Raw genomic sequence first — 19,278 nt, 5'->3', positions numbered from 1 at the left:
GCTTTATTGTAGGTGGGCCAGTTGGAGATTTTGAACTTTTGCTTTGCCACGGAACGGTCTGCGTTGTCGGGAAGATGCGTGATCTGATCCTTCAACTCAGCAAAAGTTCGATTTATTCAACAAAGCCTGTTTCGATCAGTTTTTCTTTCTCAATGAATGGCCCCAGGAGAATACCAAAAACTTTTGTCATGATTTTATAGAAAGCGGCGGCGGCCCGGCGGCCAATGCAGCCTGGCTGCTGGGATTATGGGGTGAGGAGGTCTATTACATCGGCCATCTGCATCAGGACCTTTACGGTCAGCGCATTATCGATGAGTTTGCCGAAGCGGGGGTGGATACCAGCCAGGTGGTTTTCTCCGATGACATGATCACCCCGCTGGCCTCGGTGCTGGTCAATCGCTTAACGGGTTCGCGAACGATTATTACCCGCAAGATGCAGACACCGCCTTCCCTGACCTACGATCAAAAGCTCAAACTGGACGACCTCGCCGAACGACTGATTGCCGCCGAGGAGCCGGTCACCATTTTAATTGACGGCCATGAGCCGGAAATCAGTGAATATTTAATTAAGAAACTGCCGAACGCCAGAGTCGTGATGGACGGCGGGTCACTGCGCGCCAGCAATATAAAACTCGCAGCCTGGACCGACTATTTTGTAGTGAGCGAACATTTTGCCCGCGATTATATGAGCTATCGCTCGCTGAGCACCGAAGCAGAAATTAAAGCGGCGCTGATTGAGCTGAATAAAATTTGCCGCGGTGAAGCATTTATTACCCTTGGCGAAAAAGGCTGCGCTTTTTTAAAAAGCGGTATGCTGCAGATCGTTCCTTCCTGGCTGTGCAATGCCGTTGATACCACCGGAGCCGGAGATGTATTTCACGGTGCCTTCACCTATGGCGTCCACTACTCATGGCACATAGATAATATTATTTTATTTGCCAGCCTGACCGCCGCCATTTCTATTGAGAAAAAAGGGGTACGGGAATCTATGCCGGACCTGGCGGTCGTCCACCACTCGTTAAATAACTACGAGAGAAACTTAAAGCAATATTTTGAAGAATAACTGCATTTAATAAATATCAAGAGGTGAATATGTTAGTGTCGATGAAGGACATGCTTCAGCATGCCCTGCGGGACGGCTACGCCGTCGGTCAGTTCAACATTAATAATCTGGAATGGGTCGGCGCCGTATTAAGCACCGCCCAGCAGTGCCGCTCACCGGTTATTTTGGGCGTGTCCGGCGGCACGGTTAAGCATATGCTCGGGTTAAAATGTATTCATGACATCGTAGTTAACGCCATGGAGTATTTGCATATTGATGTTCCGGTGGCGCTGCATCTGGATCATGGCACCTCCCGGGAGGCCTGCGAAGCGGCGATCGCCGCCGGCTTCAGTTCCATTATGTTTGATGGCTCGCATCTGCCGTTCAGGGAAAACCTGGCCATTACTCGCCATCTGGTGACGCTGGCGCACAGCAAAGGTATCTCCGTGGAGGCCGAACTGGGGACTATCGCCGGCAGTGAAGACGGCATTGTCAATTCCGAAGTCATCTACGCCGATCCGCAGGAGTGCTATACCCTGGTGACAGAAACCCAGGTGGATTGCCTCGCCGCCGCGCTGGGCTCCACCCATGGCCTGTATAAAGGCAAAGCCCGACTGGGATTTACCGAGATGAAAGCCATTGCCGAGCGGGTGAAGGTTCCGCTGGTGCTGCATGGCGGCACCGGTATTGCCGATGAGGATATGCGCCGGGCGATTGCCTGCGGCACCGCCAAGATTAACGTTAATACCGAAAATATGTACGCCTGGTGCCAGCAGGTGAAGGCGATCTTTGCTGCCGATACCGGGCACGATGTGAACGATCCGCGGAAAGTGATCGCCCAGGGACTGCAGCCAGTACGCGAAATGATTGCCCGCCGCATGGCGCTTTTTGGCTCACAGCAGCGTTATTGATGCGTGAAAGGTGGCTGAGACCTCCGCCCTTAGCAACCGGGGCGGAGGCGTCAGGCATCAGAAGGCAAAGCAGGAGCAACCCAGCACGCCCCAGAAGGCCTGCTCGTCGGAGACCGGGATCGACGATTTCCGCGCGATATCATGCTGATGGCCGTGGACACTGCAGCTACTGCAGCACTGGTGCATCTGGACTATGGCGCCAATTTTGGCCGCCGCTGGCGGAGCGGAACGGTAATGGCCCGGGACCTTCACCACCGGCGACCACTCCGGCAGCACCGGGAGCGGCGGCGGTGCCAGCGGCGAGAAGTGACCGGCGGCGTACACCACTTTGCCATCAACCACCGTCAGCACCGACTCAATGCCTTTGATCTCCTCTTCCGCGACGCTGAAATAGTCCTTCGACAGCACCACCAGATCGGCAAGCTGACCGGCGGCCAGACGGCCCTTTTTACCCTGCTCGCTGGAGAACCAGGCGCTGCCCGCCGTCCACAGCTCCAGCGCGACATCGCGCGGCAGGCGGTTGTTGTCGTCATACATCGCCATCCCGCCAACGGTGCGCCCGGAGACCAGCCAGTACAGCGCGGTCCACGGATTATAGCTGGCGACGCGGGTGGCATCGGTCCCTAACCCTACCGGTACGTCCAGCTCCAGCATTTTCGCTACCGGCGGCGTATGTTTCACCGCCTCTTTGCCGTAGCGATCGACAAAATATTCGCCCTGGAAGGCCATCCGGTGCTGCACCGCAATGCCGCCCCCCAGCGCCTTCACCCGCTCAATGTTGCGCTCGGTAATGGTCTCGGCATGATCGAAGAACCAGTGCAGGCCATTAAACGGAATGTCACGGTTCACCTTCTCAAACACGTCCAGCATCCGGCTGATGGACTCGTCGTAGGTGGCATGCAGGCGGAACGGCCAGCGATGTTCAACCAGATGGCGCACCACCCGCTCCAGCTCATCTTCCATGCCTTGCGGCAAATCCGGCCGCGGCTGCAGGAAATCTTCAAAATCCGCCGCCGAAAACACCAGCATCTCGCCGGCGCCGTTGGCGCGATAGAAATCGGTTCCCTGCCCCGGCTTCAGCATATCGGTCCAGCGCTCGAAGTCCTCCAGCTCCTGCTTCGGTCGCTGGGTAAACAGGTTGTAGGCGATGCGCACGGTCATCTGATCTTTTGCGTGCAGCTGCTCGATAATTTCGTAATCTTCCGGGTAGTTCTGGAAACCGCCCCCGGCGTCGATGGCGCTGGTCAGCCCCAGTCGGTTCAGCTCGCGCATAAACTGACGGGTGGAGTTCACCTGCAGATCCAGCGGCAGCTTCGGCCCTTTGGCCAGGGTGGCGTAGAGGATCATGGCGTTTGGTTTGGCAATCAGCATCCCGGTCGGGTTGCCGTGGCTATCGCGGACGATCTCTCCGCCAACCGGATCCGGCGTCTCTTTGGTATACCCCACGGCTTTCAGCGCCGCGCGGTTCAGCAGTGCGCGATCGTAGAGATGTAGCACAAACACTGGCGTATCGGGCGCCGCGTCGTTTAGCTCTTCCAGGGTCGGCATCCGTCGTTCGGCGAACTGGAATTCGCTCCAGCCGCCGACCACCCGCACCCACTGCGGCGACGGTGTGCGATCCGCCTGATCCTTAAGCATTCGCAGGGCATCGGCCAGAGAGGGCACGCCCTCCCAGCGTAGCTCAAGGTTGTAGTTCAACCCTCCGCGGATCAGATGCAGGTGAGAATCGTTGAGGCCCGGGATCACCGTATGCCCTTTGAGATCGACGATCTGCGTTCCCTCGGCGGCAAAGCTCATGATCCGATCGTGGCTTCCGGTGGCAACAATTTTTCCGTCGGCGATGGCCACGGCTTCCGCCAGCGGATTCGCACGATCGAGGGTATGAATCTGGCCGTGGGTCAGAATCAGTGTGGCAGTTTGCGACATAACACACTCCTTGGGGAGGCTGACTCAGTTTTTCTTCAACCAGCCAGCAAACAGGCGGGTCACGATGGGCATCCAGAACCAGACCACCAGCGCAACCACGCAGGCATCATTGATCAGGTGCAGCAGCAGGCTCCCCTTAAGCGACGGCAACAGCATGCCGGTCACCGTCGGCACCAGGTTGGTGCTGGGGAAAATCACCAGCAGGGTGATCAGAAACTGTTTCCAGCGCCGCGGCTGGCGCACATTCGCCACCGGCGGGGTAAACCAGAAGGCCGGTTCGGTCCGCACCTCCGTCCGATCGCCCTCCGTCAGCAGCGGGGCAATTTCCGCCACCAGCTGACGACGGGTTTCCGACTGCGTCCAGGCATAGAGATGCTCCAGGGTGTCGAAGCGGATAATCACGCTCCACAGATTCTGCCCTGCGGCGGGCCGGATCACATTCGCCCCGAGATGGCCGGGAAACTCAGCCGCGATGGGCATGATTTTGCCGAGCCACTCTTCGTAGCGCTGGCCGTGTTGCGGATCGAGCAGATGGCTGATGACCAGGGTCACCGATTTTTGCTGCGCCATAAAGATTCCTTGCTTCAGGGGAATGGCAGGATGATTCTCGCCATTAGCCATAGATGACCATACACAACGTCATTCATGCTGCGTCGAGGCGGCAAGCCGGCACGTCCCGGGAGCTGACATCAGTCAGTGACCGGGGCGGGCAAACCCAGCTAACAAAGAGGCAGCCTGAAGGGTGAATGTATTTAAGCTTTACGCTCTGGCGCGCCATGCACCATGGTATAAGCGTAATCCACGCCCATCCCGTAGGCGCCGCTGTGTTCGCGCACCAGGTCCATCACCGCATCGTAAGTCGCTTTGCGCGACCAGTCGCGTTGGTACTCCAGCAGCACCTGCTGCCAGGTCACCGGCACCGCGCCCGCCTGCACCATCCGGTCAATGGAGCGCTCATGGGCGTCGACAGAGGTACCGCCGGAGGTATCGGTGACCACATACACTTCGTAGCCCGCCTCCAGGGCCATCAGCGCCGGAAACGTCAGGCAAACTTCGGTCCACAGAGCGGAGATCACCAGCTTTTTACGGCCGGTCGCTTTCACCGCCGCAACGAAGGCATCGTCTTCCCAGGAGTTCATTGAAGTACGCTCAATCGGCTTGACGTCAGGATGCACGGCCAATAATTCCGGCCAAATATAACCGCTGAAGCTTTTGGTCTCTACGGAAGTGTAAATCACCGGTACATTAAAAATTTTGCCGGCTTTAGCCAGCGCCACGGTGTTATTTTTGAGGGTCTGGCGATCGATATTCGCCACGCCGAATGACATCTGTGGCTGATGATCAATAAAGATAAGGGCGGAATTAGTGGGATCGAGCAGTTCACGAATAGACATTAAATACCTTCTTAATCAATTAGTTAAAAAGATGACATGATGGTTAATGCGTCGTGTAGATCCTGACTGATAAAGCATGGTGAGTATAGCCAGTTATTTCTAACAAGTTATTAAAGTTTTTTTGTGGTTTATATTTTGTCAGCGGTTAGTATTTACTCATGCCAGCGTTCATCAAAATTTTACGGCAAACTGTTCTGATTTATTCACTGGCATTGATTATTGCGCTTAGGTACAACAAGGGGAAATTAATGAATGGAAACTCCTGATGCGCGTAAACTTTGATGTTCTGATGATCCTTGATGCGCTGGACCGACACGGATCCTTCGCCACCGCCGCAGAGTCGCTGTATAAAACCCCCGCCGCTCTGAGCTATATGATCCAGAAGCTGGAGAACGATCTGGACATTGTCTTATTGGATCGCTCCGGTCACCGGGCGAAGTTTACCGATACCGGGCGATTGATGCTCGAGAAAGGACGCCAGCTGTTGAGCGCCGCCAGAGATCTGGAAAAGCAGGCCCAGCAGCTGAGCGCGGGCTGGGAGCGAGAGCTGGCGATCGCCCTCGACGCCTCGTTTCCCTTTTCGGCCCTGCTGCCGCTGATCGCCGAGTTCTACGCGCAAAACCCGCAGACCCGGCTGAACTTCAGTCATCACACCCTCGCCGGTTCATGGGAAGAGCTGACCCACCATGGCGCGGATATTATCCTCGGCGCCATCAATGAGCCGCCCACCTCTGCCGAGTGGTCATGGCAAACCCTCGGCGCGCTGGATAACATTTTCGTGGTCGCCCCGGCCCACCCGCTGGCCGGAGCGGAAACGCCGCTCAGCAATAAGCAGCTCAGCCAGCACCGGGCGGTGGTGATCCGCGACAGCGCCCGCTATTGCCATCCGCTGAACAGCAATCTGCTTGATGAACAGCCGCAAATCGGCGTCGATGATTTCGCCAGCAAAGTCGAACTGCTGTGCGCCGGGCTGGGCTGCGGCTTTCTGCCGCGTCATATCGCCCGCCCGTGGCTGGAAAAAGGCTGTCTGGTGGAGAAAAGCGTCGCCGGCTGGCGGGAAAAAGATATCACCTACATGGCCTGGCGCAGCGGGAATGACGGGCTGGCTCAGCGCTGGTGGCGGGAGGCGCTCCTCCGCGACGACCTGCTGAGCCAGCTCTATCGTTAACGACCGGACCAGACGCAGGCGGAGATAGCCGGGAGCGTCAGTACCCCGTCATGGAAGGCGCCGGCGCCCTCCTGCAGCGTCCAGGCTCCCACGTCCAACAGCGGCGAATCCTCGATAACCACTTCGCAGGCTTCGCCGCGGTTAATCGCCACCAGTACCCGCTGCTGTTTGTAGACGCGGACAAACACCACCACGTTATCCTCGGCGTAAATCACCTGGCAGCCGCCGTAGCGCAGCGCCTGGTGGGCTTTACGCAGTTTCGCCATTCGCTGATACAGCGCCAGCAGCTGGGTATCCTGCAGCGCCGGATCCCACGGGAACGGTTTGCGGCAGAACGGATCGTTATTGCCATCTACGCCCACCTCATCCCCGTAGTAGATACACGGTACCCCGGGCCAGCTGAACAGCCACACCACCGCCAGCGGCAGACGCGCTACGTCTTTGCCAAGGAGAGATTTAAAACGCGCCGTATCATGGCTGTCGAGCTGGTTGAACATCCGCAGCTGCTGCTGATGCGACAGCCCGGCGCGATAATTATCCATCCACGCCATACAGGTCTGGGCGTCTATCTTCTGCGGATCGTAAGAGATATCGGTATTGGCGAGGAATCCCCAGATCGGGAAGGTGAAGCCGCGGTAGTTCATTGCCGCATCTTCGGCATCCGCCTGCAGCCACTGGCGCGCGTCGCCAAAATGTTCGCCAAAGACAAAGGCTTCCGGCTGCGTTTGTTTCGCCGCCTGGGTGATGCCGGCGATATGCCGTAGGTTATTCCGCGCCCCGCCGCCTTCGCCCAGCATGTGCACCACGTCCAGACGCCAGCCGTCCATACTCCACGGCGCCTTCAGCCAGTGGCGTACGATGCTGTCCTCGCCGGCATAGATCTCGTTGACCAGGCTGGTCGACCGATAGTCGAGCTTCGGCAGACTGGCATAGCCCAGCCAGTTGTGCGCCTGCCCCTCCCCGGAGAAGGTAAACCAGTCGCGCCACGGGGAGTCCGGATGGTGGCCGGCGCCGCCGCTGCCCTGCTGGTGGCGATCGAACCAGGGATGGGAATCGCCGGTATGGTTGAACACGCCGTCGAGGATCATGCGCATCCCCGCCCGCTGGGTGTTGTGGCGCAAGCGGAGCAGCGCCGCGTCGCCGCCAAACTGCGGATCGACGCGCCGATAATCCTCGGTGTCGTATTTATGCACGCTGGGGGCGGCGAAGACCGGGTTCAGATACAGGGCGGTGACACCGAGCTGCTTCAGGTAAGGAAGTTTTTCGCTGATGCCGTCGAGATCCCCGCCGTAGAACGTCGACCCGCCCGCCTCGCCGGTAAGCGGTTCGTCCCACGCCTTGCGCACAATCTCCCGTCCCGCCGCGTGATGGTAATAGACCGCATCCTGTTCGGCGTCACGCGCAGCGCTGCGGGCAAAGCGATCGGGGAAAATCTGGTAGAAAACCTGATCGGCCACCCACTGCGGGCCGGCGTCCGGCAGGTCGACGGCGAACTGCTCCAGCCTGGCCGGCGGGAAACGGCTGAAGCCCTGCGGCGTAAACCAGCGCTGATGGTCGGCCCACAGTAGCTTAAAGCTGTAGCGGCGGCGCGGCTGACCGCTGGCGAGAGAGATTTCGCCGCGCCATGCCACTACACCCGGCCTCGGCGCCTGGCGGAGACGCTGCATCGGCAGCGACAGCTCTTCGTTATCTTCTTCCGCGCGCAGCGTGATCCGCTGCGGCAGCGACTCACCGCTCAACCACAGGGTAATAAACAGTCGGTCCTGTTGCACCTTGATAAAGGGTGCAACCGGAAGGTGCCATGCCTTCAACATCGTGAATCCTCATTGTGCAGAATGGGCACACCTTGCCATAGCCGTCAGGCGCAGAACTCATCGTCACAGGATTTTTTGGGGGAGGATAACGGGGGAGGACGCGGGTCGGCAAGCCGCCCCGGTCGCGCGATGCAGACCGGGGCGATGTTGATTACTGTGCCTGCGCCAGGCGGCGCTCACGACGGGTCTTAAAGACCCAGCCCAGCAGCAGCAGCGCAATCCACGCCATACCGACGTACAGCGAGATGCGGGTGTCCGGATGATAGCCGATCAGGGCGATAATAAACGCCAGGAACAGCAGGCCGACAACCGTGGTTGCCACCCCACCGGGAACTTTGAATTTCAGGGCTTTGACCTCCTCCGGCGACAGACGGCGGCGGAAGGCAATCTGCGACAGCAGGATCATAATCCACACCCACACGGTGGCGAAGGTGGCCAGCGAGGCGATCACCAGGAAGACGTTTTCCGGCATGATGTAATTGAGGTATACCGCAAACAGCAGCGCAATGGTCATCACCATCACCGTCACCCACGGAATACCGCGACGCGAGGTTTTAGCGAACACCTTCGGCGCGCTCCCCTGCTCGGCCATGCCGTGCAGCATACGACCCACGCCGAACACGTCGGAATTAATCGCCGACAGCGAGGCCGTCAGGACCACGAAGTTAAGAATGCTGGCCGCGAAGGTAATGCCCAGATGCTGGAAGGTCAGGACAAAGGGGCTGCCGTCGGTACCCACCTGGTTCCACGGATAGATAGACATAATGACAAACAGCGTGCCGACATAGAACACCAGAATGCGCATCGGCACCGAGTTGATAGCGCGTGGAATGGATTTCTCCGGATCTTTCGCCTCACCGGCGGTAATACCGATGATTTCGATACCACCGTAGGCGAACATCACCATCTGCAGCGACATCACCATTCCCAGCCAACCGTTGCTGAAGAAGCCGCCGTTGCTCCAGAGGTTATGAATGCCCGTCGGCTGGCCGCCGTTGCCGATCCCCCAGATAATGATGCCGAACCCGGCGAGGATCATAATGATGATGGTGGCCACTTTGAAGAACGAGAACCAGAACTCCAGCTCGCCAAACACCTTGACGCTCATCAGGTTGACGGCGCAGATGATGAGCACCACGCTGAGCACCCAGATCCAGTGCGGCACCGTCGGGAACCAGACGCCCATGTAGATACCGAAGGCGGTGACGTCGGCGATGGCGACGATCAGGATTTCAAAGCAGTAGGTCCAGCCGGTGATATAGCCCGCCAGTCCGCCGAGGTTTTCCTGAGCATAGCGGGAGAATGAGCTGGCGGAAGGGTTATGCACCGACATCTCACCGAGCGCGCGCATAATGATATATGCCGCGACGCCGCCGATAATGTAGGCCAACAGTACGCTGGGTCCGGCCATTTTAATCGCGTCGGCTGAACCGTAAAAAAGCCCGGTGCCGATGGCGGAACCCAGGGCCATAAAGCGGATGTGCCGGGTGCTTAGCCCGCGCTTAAGCTTGTTACTACTTTCCATCGTGGTTTTTCAATGCCGTTTAACACAAAAAATAAAAAACCACGGAACCCGAAGTCCCGTGGTTAAACGCTTGTCCTCAACGCCGGTTAGTGCGCGCTGGAGGTCACCTGACGTCCGGCGGCACGGTCCCAGATCACCGCGAGGATTGCCATCACGGCGGTCGGCATCAGCCAGGCCAGACCTTGCTCCGCCAGCGGCAGACGCGCGGTCCAGGCCGGCAGGATAGCGGCAAACGCCGATGACTTAATCCCGTCAATGATACCAAACATCAGACTGATAAACATGGCCGGCGCGATAACACGTGACGAATTATGCCACCAACTGCGGGTAAAGCTTAATACAACCAGTGCGATACACGGCGGATAGATAGCGGTCAACACCGGAATCGACACCTGAATCAGGTGGCTCAGACCAAGGTTGGAGACCGCCATCGAGAACAGGCCGAGGATGAAGACCAGCGTGCGATAGGAGAACGGCAGATACTGGGCAAAGAACTCAGCGCAGGCGCAGGTCAGACCCACCGCCGTCACCAGGCAGGCGATGAAGATCAGCGCCGCCAGCAGGAAGCTGCCCGCCCCGCCGAAGGTATGCTGTACGTAAGCGTGGAGGATTGCCGCGCCGTTAGCGGACTGGTCCACGAGGGTGGCGCTATCAGAGCCCAGACGGAACAGCGCCAGATACAGCAGGGTCAGACCGACGCCTGCCATCAGGCCCGCCCAGACGGTGTAGCGGGTCAACAAACGCGCTTCGCTGACGCCGCGGGAGCGTGCGGCATTGACAATCACGATCCCGAACACCATCGCGCCGAGGGTGTCCATGGTCAGGTAGCCGTTGACGAAGCCATTGGAGAATGGCGCGGTACGATACGCTTCCATCGCGTCGCTGATCGGGCCCGCCGGCCAGACAACCGCGGCGACCGCCAGCACAATCAGGGCGATAATTTTCAGCGGCGCAAGGAAATTTCCCACCGTATCCAGCAGTTTGCCCGGATAGAGTGAGACCAGGATCACCAGCGCGAAGTAGATAACGCTGTAGATCAGCAGCGGCAGCGGGCCGTCGCCGGTCAGCGGCGCAATCCCGACCTCAAAAGAGACGGTCGCGGTGCGCGGGGTCGCGAACAGCGGTCCTACCGCGAGATAACACACCACCGCCAGAAGGATACCCGCCACTTTACCAATCGGGGTGCTCAGGCTTTCAACGCCGCCGCCGACTTTCGCCAGCGCCACCACCGTCAGAACCGGCAGACCCACCGCAGTGATCAGGAAGCCGATCGCCGCCGTCCAGACGTGCTCGCCCGCCTGTAAGCCAACCATCGGAGGGAAAATAATATTGCCTGCGCCAACGAACAACGCGAAGGTCATAAAGCCCAACGCTATGATGTCGCGAGATTTTAACTGATGGGTCATAAATTCATTACTGCCTGTGGATGTGGTGTTGTAAAAAAATGGAAAAATACCGCGCTACCCTCTCAGGGACGATACAGCGGCGATTGCCGGTAAACTCAGCGAGATATGCTCCCGAAGCGGCGTGGGAAAGAATTGTTTTTGGTATTACCACGCAAAAGCAGTCTGTCATCGACTGCGCAGGCGCAATTTAAACGCTTATAACGTTTTAAAGCAAGGCACGATCGCAAAAGCAGATGATTATGCTGGTTATCCTTTTTACACCAGAATCATTTACCATATTGATGGAAAACCCGTGGCTTATCATGCGAACAAAAAAGCAGCGCACGTTCATTAAATAGGCGAGGGGAAAATGACTGCCAATGAAAATGACCAGCCGAAGCTGGTCATTGGCAAGATAAGCTGACAGTGCGCCGCTCAGGTGTCGTTTCTGGCAATTAATCGTTCCGGGAGCAGGAAGCTAAAACGGGTTCCCTTGCCCACCGTACTCTCTATTTCCAGTCGGCTGTCATGATGGTTTACCGCGTGTTTGACAATCGCCAGCCCCAGGCCGCTGCCCCCCGTTTGCCGGGAGCGGGCTTTATCCACCCGATAGAAACGCTCGGTCAGACGGGGAATATGCTCCGGGGCAATGCCTGGCCCATTATCTTCGACGCTGAACAGCGCCCCCTGCGGCGTTCGCTGCCAGCTGACGCGAATTTCAGTGCCCGGCGGGGTGTGGTTCACCGCGTTATAGACCAGGTTAGAAATGGCGCTGCGCAGCTGCTCCTCGTTGCCCAGCACCTTGAGCTGCTCATCGACGGTAAAAAACAGCGTCTGCTTATCCTGGCTGAGGGTCTGCGCCTCGCGCTCCACCACCCGCAGCATCATCGGCACGTCGATGCGGTCATTCATCGCCAGCGCCGGCGCGGCTTCAATACGCGACAGCGTGAGCAGCTGCTTCACCAGCCCCTCCATACGCTGGGTTTGCTCACGCATGGTGTGCAGGGCCTTTTCACGGGTCGCCCCTTCCAGCACCTGCTCCTGCATCATCTCCAGATAGCCTTGCAGCACCGTCAGCGGGGTGCGCAGCTCATGGCTGACGTTAGCGAAGAAGTTACGCCGCGCCCCTTCCAGTTGATGCATCTGCGTCACGTCGCGCGCCACCATCAGCCACTGCTTGTCGCTGTAGGGCATCACGCGAATTTCCAGATGACGGGCATTATTCAGCACCAGATTGAGCGGTTTTGAAAAATCACGCTGTTTCAGGTAGGTGGCGAATTCAGGATAGCGCAGAAGGTTAAGAATGTTTTGCCCACTATCGTCCGGCCAGCGCAGGTTTAAAATCTGCTGCGCCAGGCCATTACACCAGAAAATGGCCCCCTCCTCCGTGGTCAGGACCACCGCGTCCGGCAACGATTCCGCTCCACTGCGGAAGCGTTTAATCAGACTTCCCAGCTCACGTCGACGCTTTTTATTACGCATCTGCATCTGGTGCAGACCATACAGCAGCGGCTCCCAGCTGCCGCGGCCGGGCGGAGGGGTCATGCTCCGGTCCACCCACAGCCACCACGACAGGCGCATCAAATTCCAGAAATGCCAGATCAGCAAACCGGTCACTGCCGCCAGTAAAAACCACGGCAAATGACCCACAAACGCCCCCAGAATCAGGGCCGGAATACACGCTAAAAAGAGCTCCAGCGCCAGCCTTTTCCATGACAGCCGTTCCAGCACGGGTCACACTCCTGTCAAAATTCAGAAACGGGCGGAGAAACGATACCCCGTGCCGCGAACCGTTTGCACCATCCGATCATGGCCACTGTGTTCCAGCGCTTTGCGCAGGCGACGAATATGGACGTCCACCGTGCGGTCTTCCACATAGACGTTGGTTCCCCAAACGTGGTTCAGCAGCTGCTCGCGGCTGTACACCCGCTCCGGATGGGTCATAAAGAAATGCAATAATTTAAATTCCGTTGGCCCCATGTCCAGCGGACTTTCGCCGGTCATCACCCGGTGCGATGAGGGATCGAGGCTCAGCCCCTGCATTTCAATCACCTCTTCCACCGCCATCGGCGAAATACGGCGCATCACCGCTTTGATTCTCGCCACCAGCTCCTTCGGTGAGAAAGGCTTGGTAATGTAGTCGTCCGCCCCGGTCTCCAGGCCGCGAACGCGATCCTCTTCTTCTCCGCGCGCGGTCAGCATCACCACCGGAATATCACGGGTCATCGCCTCGCGCTTGAGCAGCTTAATAAACTGCAGCCCCGAACCGCCCGGCAGCATCCAGTCAAGGAGAATCAAATCAGGCCAGGGTTCATTGAGTTGATTCACCGCGCTGTCATAATCTTCCGCTTCGACAGGCTGAAAGCCATTTTGCTCCAGAACAAAGCAGACCATTTCGCGGATTGGAGCTTCATCTTCAACGACCAGAATTCTTCTCGCCATTATTTACCCTGTGTTTTTTAGCCATCAGTATAGAAGTGCGGCGTCATTATGCGTCACTTTTGTGACAGATTTATGAAAAAAATGACCGTCTGATGATCGGGTATTTTGAAGCATGACGCGGACTTACCCCTCTCCGACAAATGGTATACTGCCGCTCATGCTTTTTTCGCTAGGGAAGATTTATGCGCATCCTTCACACCTCCGACTGGCACCTGGGCCAGAATTTTTACAGCAAAAGCCGTGCGGCCGAACATGACGCCTTCCTGAGCTGGCTGCTGGCCCGCGCGCAGGAGCATGAAGTCGACGCTATCATCGTGGCCGGCGATATTTTTGATACCGGATCGCCGCCGAGCTACGCTCGCGAACTGTATAACCGCTTTGTCGTCCAGTTGCAGCAGACCGGCTGTCGCCTGGTGGTGCTGGCGGGCAACCACGATTCGGTGGCGATGCTCAATGAATCCCGCGATATCCTCGCCTTTTTACACACCACCGTCGTGGCGAACGCCGGCTGCCCGCCCATTGAGCTGCCGCGGCGCGACGGCACCCCTGGGGCTATCTTCTGCCCGGTGCCGTTTTTACGCCCGCGCGAGCTGGTCATCAGCCAGGCCGGCCACTCCGGTCGGGAAAAACAGCAGCAGCTGCTGCACGCCATCAGCGACTATTATCAGGAACAGTATCAGCAGGCCTGCGCGCTGCGCGGCGATCGCCCGCTGCCCGTCATTGCCAGCGGCCATCTGACCACCGTCGGCGCCAGCAAAAGCGATGCCGTTCGCGACATTTATATCGGCACGCTGGATGCCTTCCCGGCGCAGCACTTCCCCCCTGCCGACTACATTGCGCTGGGCCATATTCACCGGGCGCAGGTGGTCGGCGGCTGCGAGCACATCCGCTACAGCGGCTCGCCGCTGCCGCTGAGCTTTGATGAAACCGGCAAAGCGAAATCGGTGCATCTGGTGAGCTTTAGCGATGGGCGACTCAGCGCCGTGGAAACCCTCGAGGTGCCCGTCACCCAGCCGCTAGCGGTCATCAAAGGCGATCTGGCCGCCATCACCGCCCAGCTGGAGCAGTGGCGCGGCGTTGAACAGGACCCGCCGGTGTGGCTGGATATCGAAATCACCACCGAGGAGTACCTGCACGATATTCAGCGTCAAATTCAGGCGCTGACGGAGGATCTGCCGGTGGAAGTATTGCTGGTGCGCCGCAGCCGCGAGCAGCGCGAGAAAATACTGCTCAACGCCCAGCGGGAGACCCTCAGCGAACTGAAGGTGGAAGAGGTGTTCGAGCGCCGGCTGGCGCTGACCGAGATTGACGATGAGAAGCGCGCCCGGCTGCACGAGCTGTTCGCCCATACGCTGCATACGCTCACCGCGGAGGACGAAAACGCATGAAAATCCTCAGTCTGCGTCTGAAAAACCTCAACTCCCTGAAAGGGGAATGGAAGATAGACTTTACCGCCGAGCCGTTCGCCAGCAACGGCCTGTTCGCCATTACCGGCGCCACCGGCGCCGGGAAAACCACCCTGCTCGACGCCATTTGCCTCGCGCTTTACCACGAAACGCCGCGCCTGAATAAAGTCTCCCAGTCGCAAAACGACCTGATGACCCGCGATACCGCCGAGTGTCTGGCGGAGGTGGAGTTTGAAGTGAAGGGCATCGCCTACCGCGCCTTCTGGAGCCAGAACCGGGCGCGTAACCAGCCGGATGGCAACCTGCAGGCGCCCCGCGTCGAGCTGGCGCGCTGCGCCGACGGCAAAATCCTCGCCGATAAGGTCTCGGATAAGCTGGAGCAAACCGCGACGCTCACCGGCCTCGACTATGGCCGCTTCACCCGCTCGATGCTGCTCTCCCAGGGACAATTTGCCGCCTTCCTGAACGCGAAGCCGAGCGATCGCGCGGAGCTGCTGGAGGAGCTGACCGGCACGGAAATCTACGGTCAGATTTCGGCGATGGTCTATGAGCAGCACAAAACCGCTCGCCATACGCTGGAGAAGTTCGAAGCCCAGGCGGCGGGCATCGTCCTGCTGACGGAGGCCCAGCAGCAGGCGCTGCAGGAAAGTTTGCAGGTGCTTACTGACGAAGAGAAAGCCCTGCTGGCGCAGCAGCAAAACCAGCAGCAGCAGCTCCAGTGGCTAACGCGCCGCGACGAGCTGGCGCAGCAGCAGCAGCAGGCGGTCAGCGGCCAGGAGCAGGCCCGCCAGGCGCTGACCGACGCCGCGCCGGCGCTGGCGAAGCTTGAGCTGGCCCAGCCCGCCGCCCAGCTGCGCCCCCTGTGGGAGCGCCATCAGGAGCACGCGGCAGGCCTGGAGCAAACCCGCCAGCGAATCAATGAAGTAAATGCTCGCTTACTTGCCAGCACGGCGCTGCGCGCGCGCATCCGCCGCAGCGCCCTGCACGCCCAGCAGCAGCGGCAGGCTGAACTGACCGATCTGGCGCAGTGGCTGGCGGCCCATGAGCGATTCCGCTTGTGGGGCCAGGAGATTGCCGGCTGGCGGGCGCAATTTTCGCAGCTAACGCGGGATAAACAGCAGCTGACGGCCCAGACCAGCCGCCTGGCCGCGCTGCGCCAGAAGCTGACCGCGCTGCCAGCCAGTCCTCTGTCGCTGAGCGCCGATGAGGTTGCGGCGGCGATAGCGCAGCAAACCCAGTCGCGACCGCTGCGCCAGCGGCTGCTCTCCCTGCATGAACAGCATCAGCTGCTGCGCAAGCGTCTGCGCCAGAACGCCGAAAGCGTACAGCAGGCGCAGGCGGAGCAGGCAAAACTCAACGCTACCCTGGCGCAACGCCGGGCGCAGTACAAAGAAAAAAACCAGCACTATCTCGACCTGAAAGCGCTCTGCCAGCGGGAAGAAACAATTAAAGATCTGGAAGATTACCGCGCCCGGCTTGAGGCGGGTAAGCCCTGCCCGCTGTGCGGCTCCTGTGAACATCCAGCGATTGAGCAATACGCTTCGCTAACAGTCACGGATAATCAGCGCCGCCGCGATGCGCTGGAAAAAGAGGTCGCCGCGCTAAAAGAAGAAGGTCTGCTGATCCTCGGGCAGGTCAACGCCCTGACGCAGCAGCTCCAGCGTGAGACCGAAGCGGCCGGGCGGCTCGCTGAGGAAGAGCAAGCGCTCACTAAAGCATGGCAGGAAACCTGCGCCTCTCTGCAGATCACGCGGGATATTGCGCAAGAGATAAACGACTGGATCCAGGAGCAGGAGCGCTACGAGCAACAGCTCTACCAGCTCAGCCAGCGCCTGATGCTGCAGAGCCAGCTCAACGATCAGGAGGCGCTGGAGCGCCAGGCTCTGCAGCAGCTGACGGCCACGCGCCAGGGGCTGGAGAGCGCCCTGCAGGCCCTGACGCTGACCCTACCGGAAGAAGGGACAGAATCCGCCTGGCTGAACGCTCGCGAAAGCGAATTTGCCCAGTGGCAGGCGCAACAGACCCGGCATGGCGCCATTCAGGAGCAGATTGCCGCCCTGCAGCCGCTGCTCGAGACGCTGCCAGCCAGCGACGAGGCAGAGGCTGAAGCTGAAGCGGAACCGGCGATCCCCGACAACTGGCGCGCGATCCACGAAGAGTGCCTGGCGCTGCACAGCCAGCTTGTCGCTCAGCAGCAGCTGGAGACCGAAGAGAAGGCGCGCCTGGACCAGTCGCAGGCGCAATTTACCGCCGCCCTGGCCGCCAGCCGCTTTAACGATCGGCAGGCGTTCCTCGCCGCGCTGCTGGACGACGAGACCGCCCAGCGGCTAACGCAGTTAAAACAGACGCTGGAGCAGCAGCTTCAGCAGGCGACGGCGCTCTGCGAGCAGGCGACCCGGCAGCAGCAGGCGCACCTGGCGCTGCGTCCGCAAGGGACGGACGCGGACATCCCCGCCCTGCAAACTCAGCTGCACACCCTGGCCCAGCGGCTGCGGGACAACACCACCCGCCAGGGCGAGATCCGCCAGCAGCTCAGGCAGGACGCAGAGAGCCGTCAGCATCAGCAGGCGCTGGGGCGGCAGATTGCAGAGGCGGCGCAGCTGGCGGATGACTGGGGCTATCTCAACTCGCTGATCGGCTCCAGCACCGGCGATCGGTTCCGCAAATTCGCCCAGGGGCTGACGCTGGATAATCTGGTCTGGCTGGCAAACCAGCAGCTTAACCGCCTGCACGGGCGCTATCTGCTGCAGCGCAAAGCCAGCGAAGCGCTGGAGCTGGAGGTGGTCGATACCTGGCAGGCCGACGCCGTGCGCGACACCCGCACCCTCTCCGGCGGCGAAAGTTTCCTCGTCAGCCTGGCGCTGGCCCTGGCGCTGTCGGACCTGGTGAGCCATAAGACGCGGATTGACTCTCTGTTTCTTGATGAGGGCTTCGGCACCCTCGACAGCGAAACGCTGGACACGGCGCTGGACGCGCTGGATGCGCTCAACGCCAGCGGCAAGATTATCGGGGTGATCAGCCACGTGGAGGCGATGAAAGAACGCATTCCGGTGCAGATCAAAGTGAAGAAGATAAATGGTCTGGGCTACAGTCGGCTGGATAGAGCGTTTGCGGTGGAGTGAGGTCTGAGTCATTGCGATGTTCCCTCACCCTAACCCTCTCACTGGGGAGAGGGAACCGTCCGGCGCTGGTTTTCCGTTTCGTACGCTGTTGCGATTACCCCTCTCCCCGCAAGAGACCGGGGGGTTCCTGCCGCACCCCCAACCACCGACGCCGCCTTTCCCCCTCTCCCTCCGGGAGAGGGCCGGGGTGAGGGGGAGTGGTTCAGTTCCCCTGTAGCGGCCACAGCCATGCCGCGCCGCGTACTCCGCTGGAGTCGCCGTGCATCGCTTTACGGATCGGCGTTTCACACTCGCCGCCGAAGACCCACTGTTTCACCAGGTCCGGCACCGTCTGATACAGCCGCTCGACGTTGCTCATCCCGCCGCCGAGCACGATGACGTCCGGATCGAGGATGTTCACCACGTGGGCGAGCGATTTCGCCAGCCGCTGTTCATAGCGGCTCAGCGCCAGTTCAGCTTTTTCGTCACCTTCACCCACCAGGCGCATAATCTCGCTGCCGCTTAACCCCTTGCCGCTCAGCCGCTGATAGTCAGTGGCAAAGCCGGTGCCGGAGATAAAGGTTTCGATACACCCCTGTTTACCGCAGTAGCAAGGCACTTCCGCACGGTAGCGCAGCTCATCGTCGTTCATCCACGGCAATGGGTTATGTCCCCACTCGCCGGCGTTACCGTTGCCGCCGATATGCGCCCGCCCGTTGAGCGCTACGCCCGCGCCGCAGCCGGTGCCGATAATCACCGCGAACACCGTTTGCGCCCCCGCCGCCGCGCCGTCCACCGCTTCCGACACTGCCAGACAGTTGGCGTCGTTAGCCAGCCGGACTTCACGGTCAAGGCGCAGGCTGAGGTCCTTATCGAAAGGCTGACCGTTGAGCCAGGTCGAGTTGGCGTTTTTCACTACCCCGGTATAGGGCGAAATCGAGCCCGGGATCCCCATCCCCACGGTGCCACGCTGTCCGGTCGCCTGCTCAGCCATCGCCACCAGGGTAGCGATAGTCTCGATGGTTTGCCGGTAATCCTCCCGCGGCGTGGGTAACCGATGGCGAAACAGCTGCTCTCCCTGATCGCTCAGGGCTATCACTTCGGTTTTTGTACCACCTAAATCAATACCAATACGCACGCTCAGCTCCTCACCCCGATTAACAA

At 59.5% G+C, this 19,278-nt stretch carries 14 protein-coding genes and 1 pseudogene; 5 read left to right on the top strand and 10 right to left on the bottom strand.

Translation table 11 applies throughout. The annotated features are described in order from the left end of the window. A partial coding sequence (locus tag MKS11_RS22330; RefSeq protein WP_225368923.1) for a hypothetical protein occupies nucleotides 1-95 on the bottom strand: 95 nt, incomplete at its 3' end. A gap of 29 nt (nucleotides 96-124) precedes the next feature. Here MKS11_RS22330 and MKS11_RS22325 point away from each other — a divergent pair. Together MKS11_RS22325 and fba are read left to right on the top strand one after the other, a co-directional pair. After that, nucleotides 125-1,063: pseudogene (locus MKS11_RS22325) on the top strand (carbohydrate kinase family protein); the annotation flags it as partial. Nucleotides 1,064-1,098: 35 nt separating this feature from the next. Next, the gene (gene fba, locus MKS11_RS22320; RefSeq protein ID WP_074423857.1) at nucleotides 1,099-1,953 is read left to right on the top strand and encodes a class II fructose-1,6-bisphosphate aldolase; all 855 of its coding nucleotides are present in this window, start codon (nucleotides 1,099-1,101) and stop codon (nucleotides 1,951-1,953) included. Between the two features lie 57 nt (nucleotides 1,954-2,010). Here fba and MKS11_RS22315 read toward each other — a convergent pair whose 3' ends face one another. The 3 genes from MKS11_RS22315 to MKS11_RS22305 all read right to left on the bottom strand — a co-directional run bounded on the left by MKS11_RS22315 (nucleotide 2,011) and on the right by MKS11_RS22305 (nucleotide 5,273). Further along, entirely contained in the window at nucleotides 2,011-3,879 is a 1,869-nt protein-coding gene (locus MKS11_RS22315; protein WP_284109698.1) for an amidohydrolase, read from the bottom strand. Nucleotides 3,880-3,903: 24 nt separating this feature from the next. Beyond that, nucleotides 3,904-4,449, bottom strand: coding sequence for an antibiotic biosynthesis monooxygenase (locus tag MKS11_RS22310; RefSeq protein WP_004204853.1), 546 nt, complete (start codon nucleotides 4,447-4,449; stop codon nucleotides 3,904-3,906). Between the two features lie 182 nt (nucleotides 4,450-4,631). Continuing rightward, nucleotides 4,632-5,273, bottom strand: a complete 642-nt coding sequence (locus MKS11_RS22305) for a hydrolase (protein WP_002890357.1) — start codon at nucleotides 5,271-5,273, stop codon at nucleotides 4,632-4,634. 265 nt (nucleotides 5,274-5,538) lie between these two features. Here MKS11_RS22305 and MKS11_RS22300 point away from each other — a divergent pair, with 265 nt between their 5' ends. Further along, nucleotides 5,539-6,441 (top strand): LysR substrate-binding domain-containing protein, encoded by a 903-nt coding sequence (locus MKS11_RS22300; protein WP_049093354.1) that lies wholly within the window; start codon nucleotides 5,539-5,541, stop codon nucleotides 6,439-6,441. On the opposite strand, the gene malZ is transcribed toward MKS11_RS22300, so the two are convergent. The 5 genes from malZ to phoB form a co-directional block, all read right to left on the bottom strand. Then, entirely contained in the window at nucleotides 6,438-8,255 is a 1,818-nt protein-coding gene (gene malZ, locus MKS11_RS22295; protein WP_004204856.1) for a maltodextrin glucosidase, read from the bottom strand. The genes MKS11_RS22300 and malZ overlap by 4 nt on opposite strands. Before the next feature lie 151 nt (nucleotides 8,256-8,406). Then, nucleotides 8,407-9,780, bottom strand: a complete 1,374-nt coding sequence (gene proY / locus MKS11_RS22290) for a proline-specific permease ProY (RefSeq protein ID WP_004204857.1) — start codon at nucleotides 9,778-9,780, stop codon at nucleotides 8,407-8,409. A gap of 86 nt (nucleotides 9,781-9,866) precedes the next feature. Next, nucleotides 9,867-11,186, bottom strand: coding sequence for a branched-chain amino acid transporter carrier protein BrnQ (brnQ, locus tag MKS11_RS22285; protein WP_004204859.1), 1,320 nt, complete (start codon nucleotides 11,184-11,186; stop codon nucleotides 9,867-9,869). A 414-nt stretch (nucleotides 11,187-11,600) separates the two neighbouring features. Beyond that, a complete protein-coding gene (phoR, locus tag MKS11_RS22280) occupies nucleotides 11,601-12,896 on the bottom strand; it encodes a phosphate regulon sensor histidine kinase PhoR (protein ID WP_017898936.1) in 1,296 nt (431 codons plus the stop codon). Nucleotides 12,897-12,917: 21 nt separating this feature from the next. After that, nucleotides 12,918-13,607 carry a phosphate response regulator transcription factor PhoB gene (phoB, locus tag MKS11_RS22275; protein WP_004204861.1) on the bottom strand — a complete coding sequence of 230 codons (690 nt, stop codon included), beginning with the start codon at nucleotides 13,605-13,607 and terminating at the stop codon, nucleotides 12,918-12,920. A gap of 182 nt (nucleotides 13,608-13,789) precedes the next feature. Between phoB and sbcD the strand changes: the two genes are divergently transcribed. Both sbcD and sbcC read left to right on the top strand, forming a co-directional pair. After that, nucleotides 13,790-14,995, top strand: coding sequence for an exonuclease subunit SbcD (gene sbcD, locus MKS11_RS22270; RefSeq protein ID WP_017898937.1), 1,206 nt, complete (start codon nucleotides 13,790-13,792; stop codon nucleotides 14,993-14,995). Next, on the top strand, nucleotides 14,992-18,135 hold the full coding sequence (gene sbcC, locus MKS11_RS22265; RefSeq protein ID WP_087771479.1) for an exonuclease subunit SbcC: 3,144 nt from the start codon (nucleotides 14,992-14,994) through the stop codon (nucleotides 18,133-18,135). Before sbcD ends, sbcC begins: the two co-directional genes overlap by 4 nt. 202 nt (nucleotides 18,136-18,337) lie before the next feature. Here sbcC and mak read toward each other — a convergent pair whose 3' ends face one another. Beyond that, nucleotides 18,338-19,252 carry a fructokinase gene (mak, locus tag MKS11_RS22260; protein ID WP_048294239.1) on the bottom strand — a complete coding sequence of 305 codons (915 nt, stop codon included), beginning with the start codon at nucleotides 19,250-19,252 and terminating at the stop codon, nucleotides 18,338-18,340. Nucleotides 19,253-19,278: the final 26 nt, after the last annotated feature.

The sequence above is a fragment of the Klebsiella sp. K5-45 genome, from assembly GCF_030128605.1.
Taxonomy (GTDB): Bacteria; Pseudomonadota; Gammaproteobacteria; order Enterobacterales; family Enterobacteriaceae; genus Klebsiella; species Klebsiella quasipneumoniae.
The sequence above is the reverse complement of the archived record's forward strand: the minus strand, read 5'-3'. Positions and strand labels throughout refer to the sequence as shown.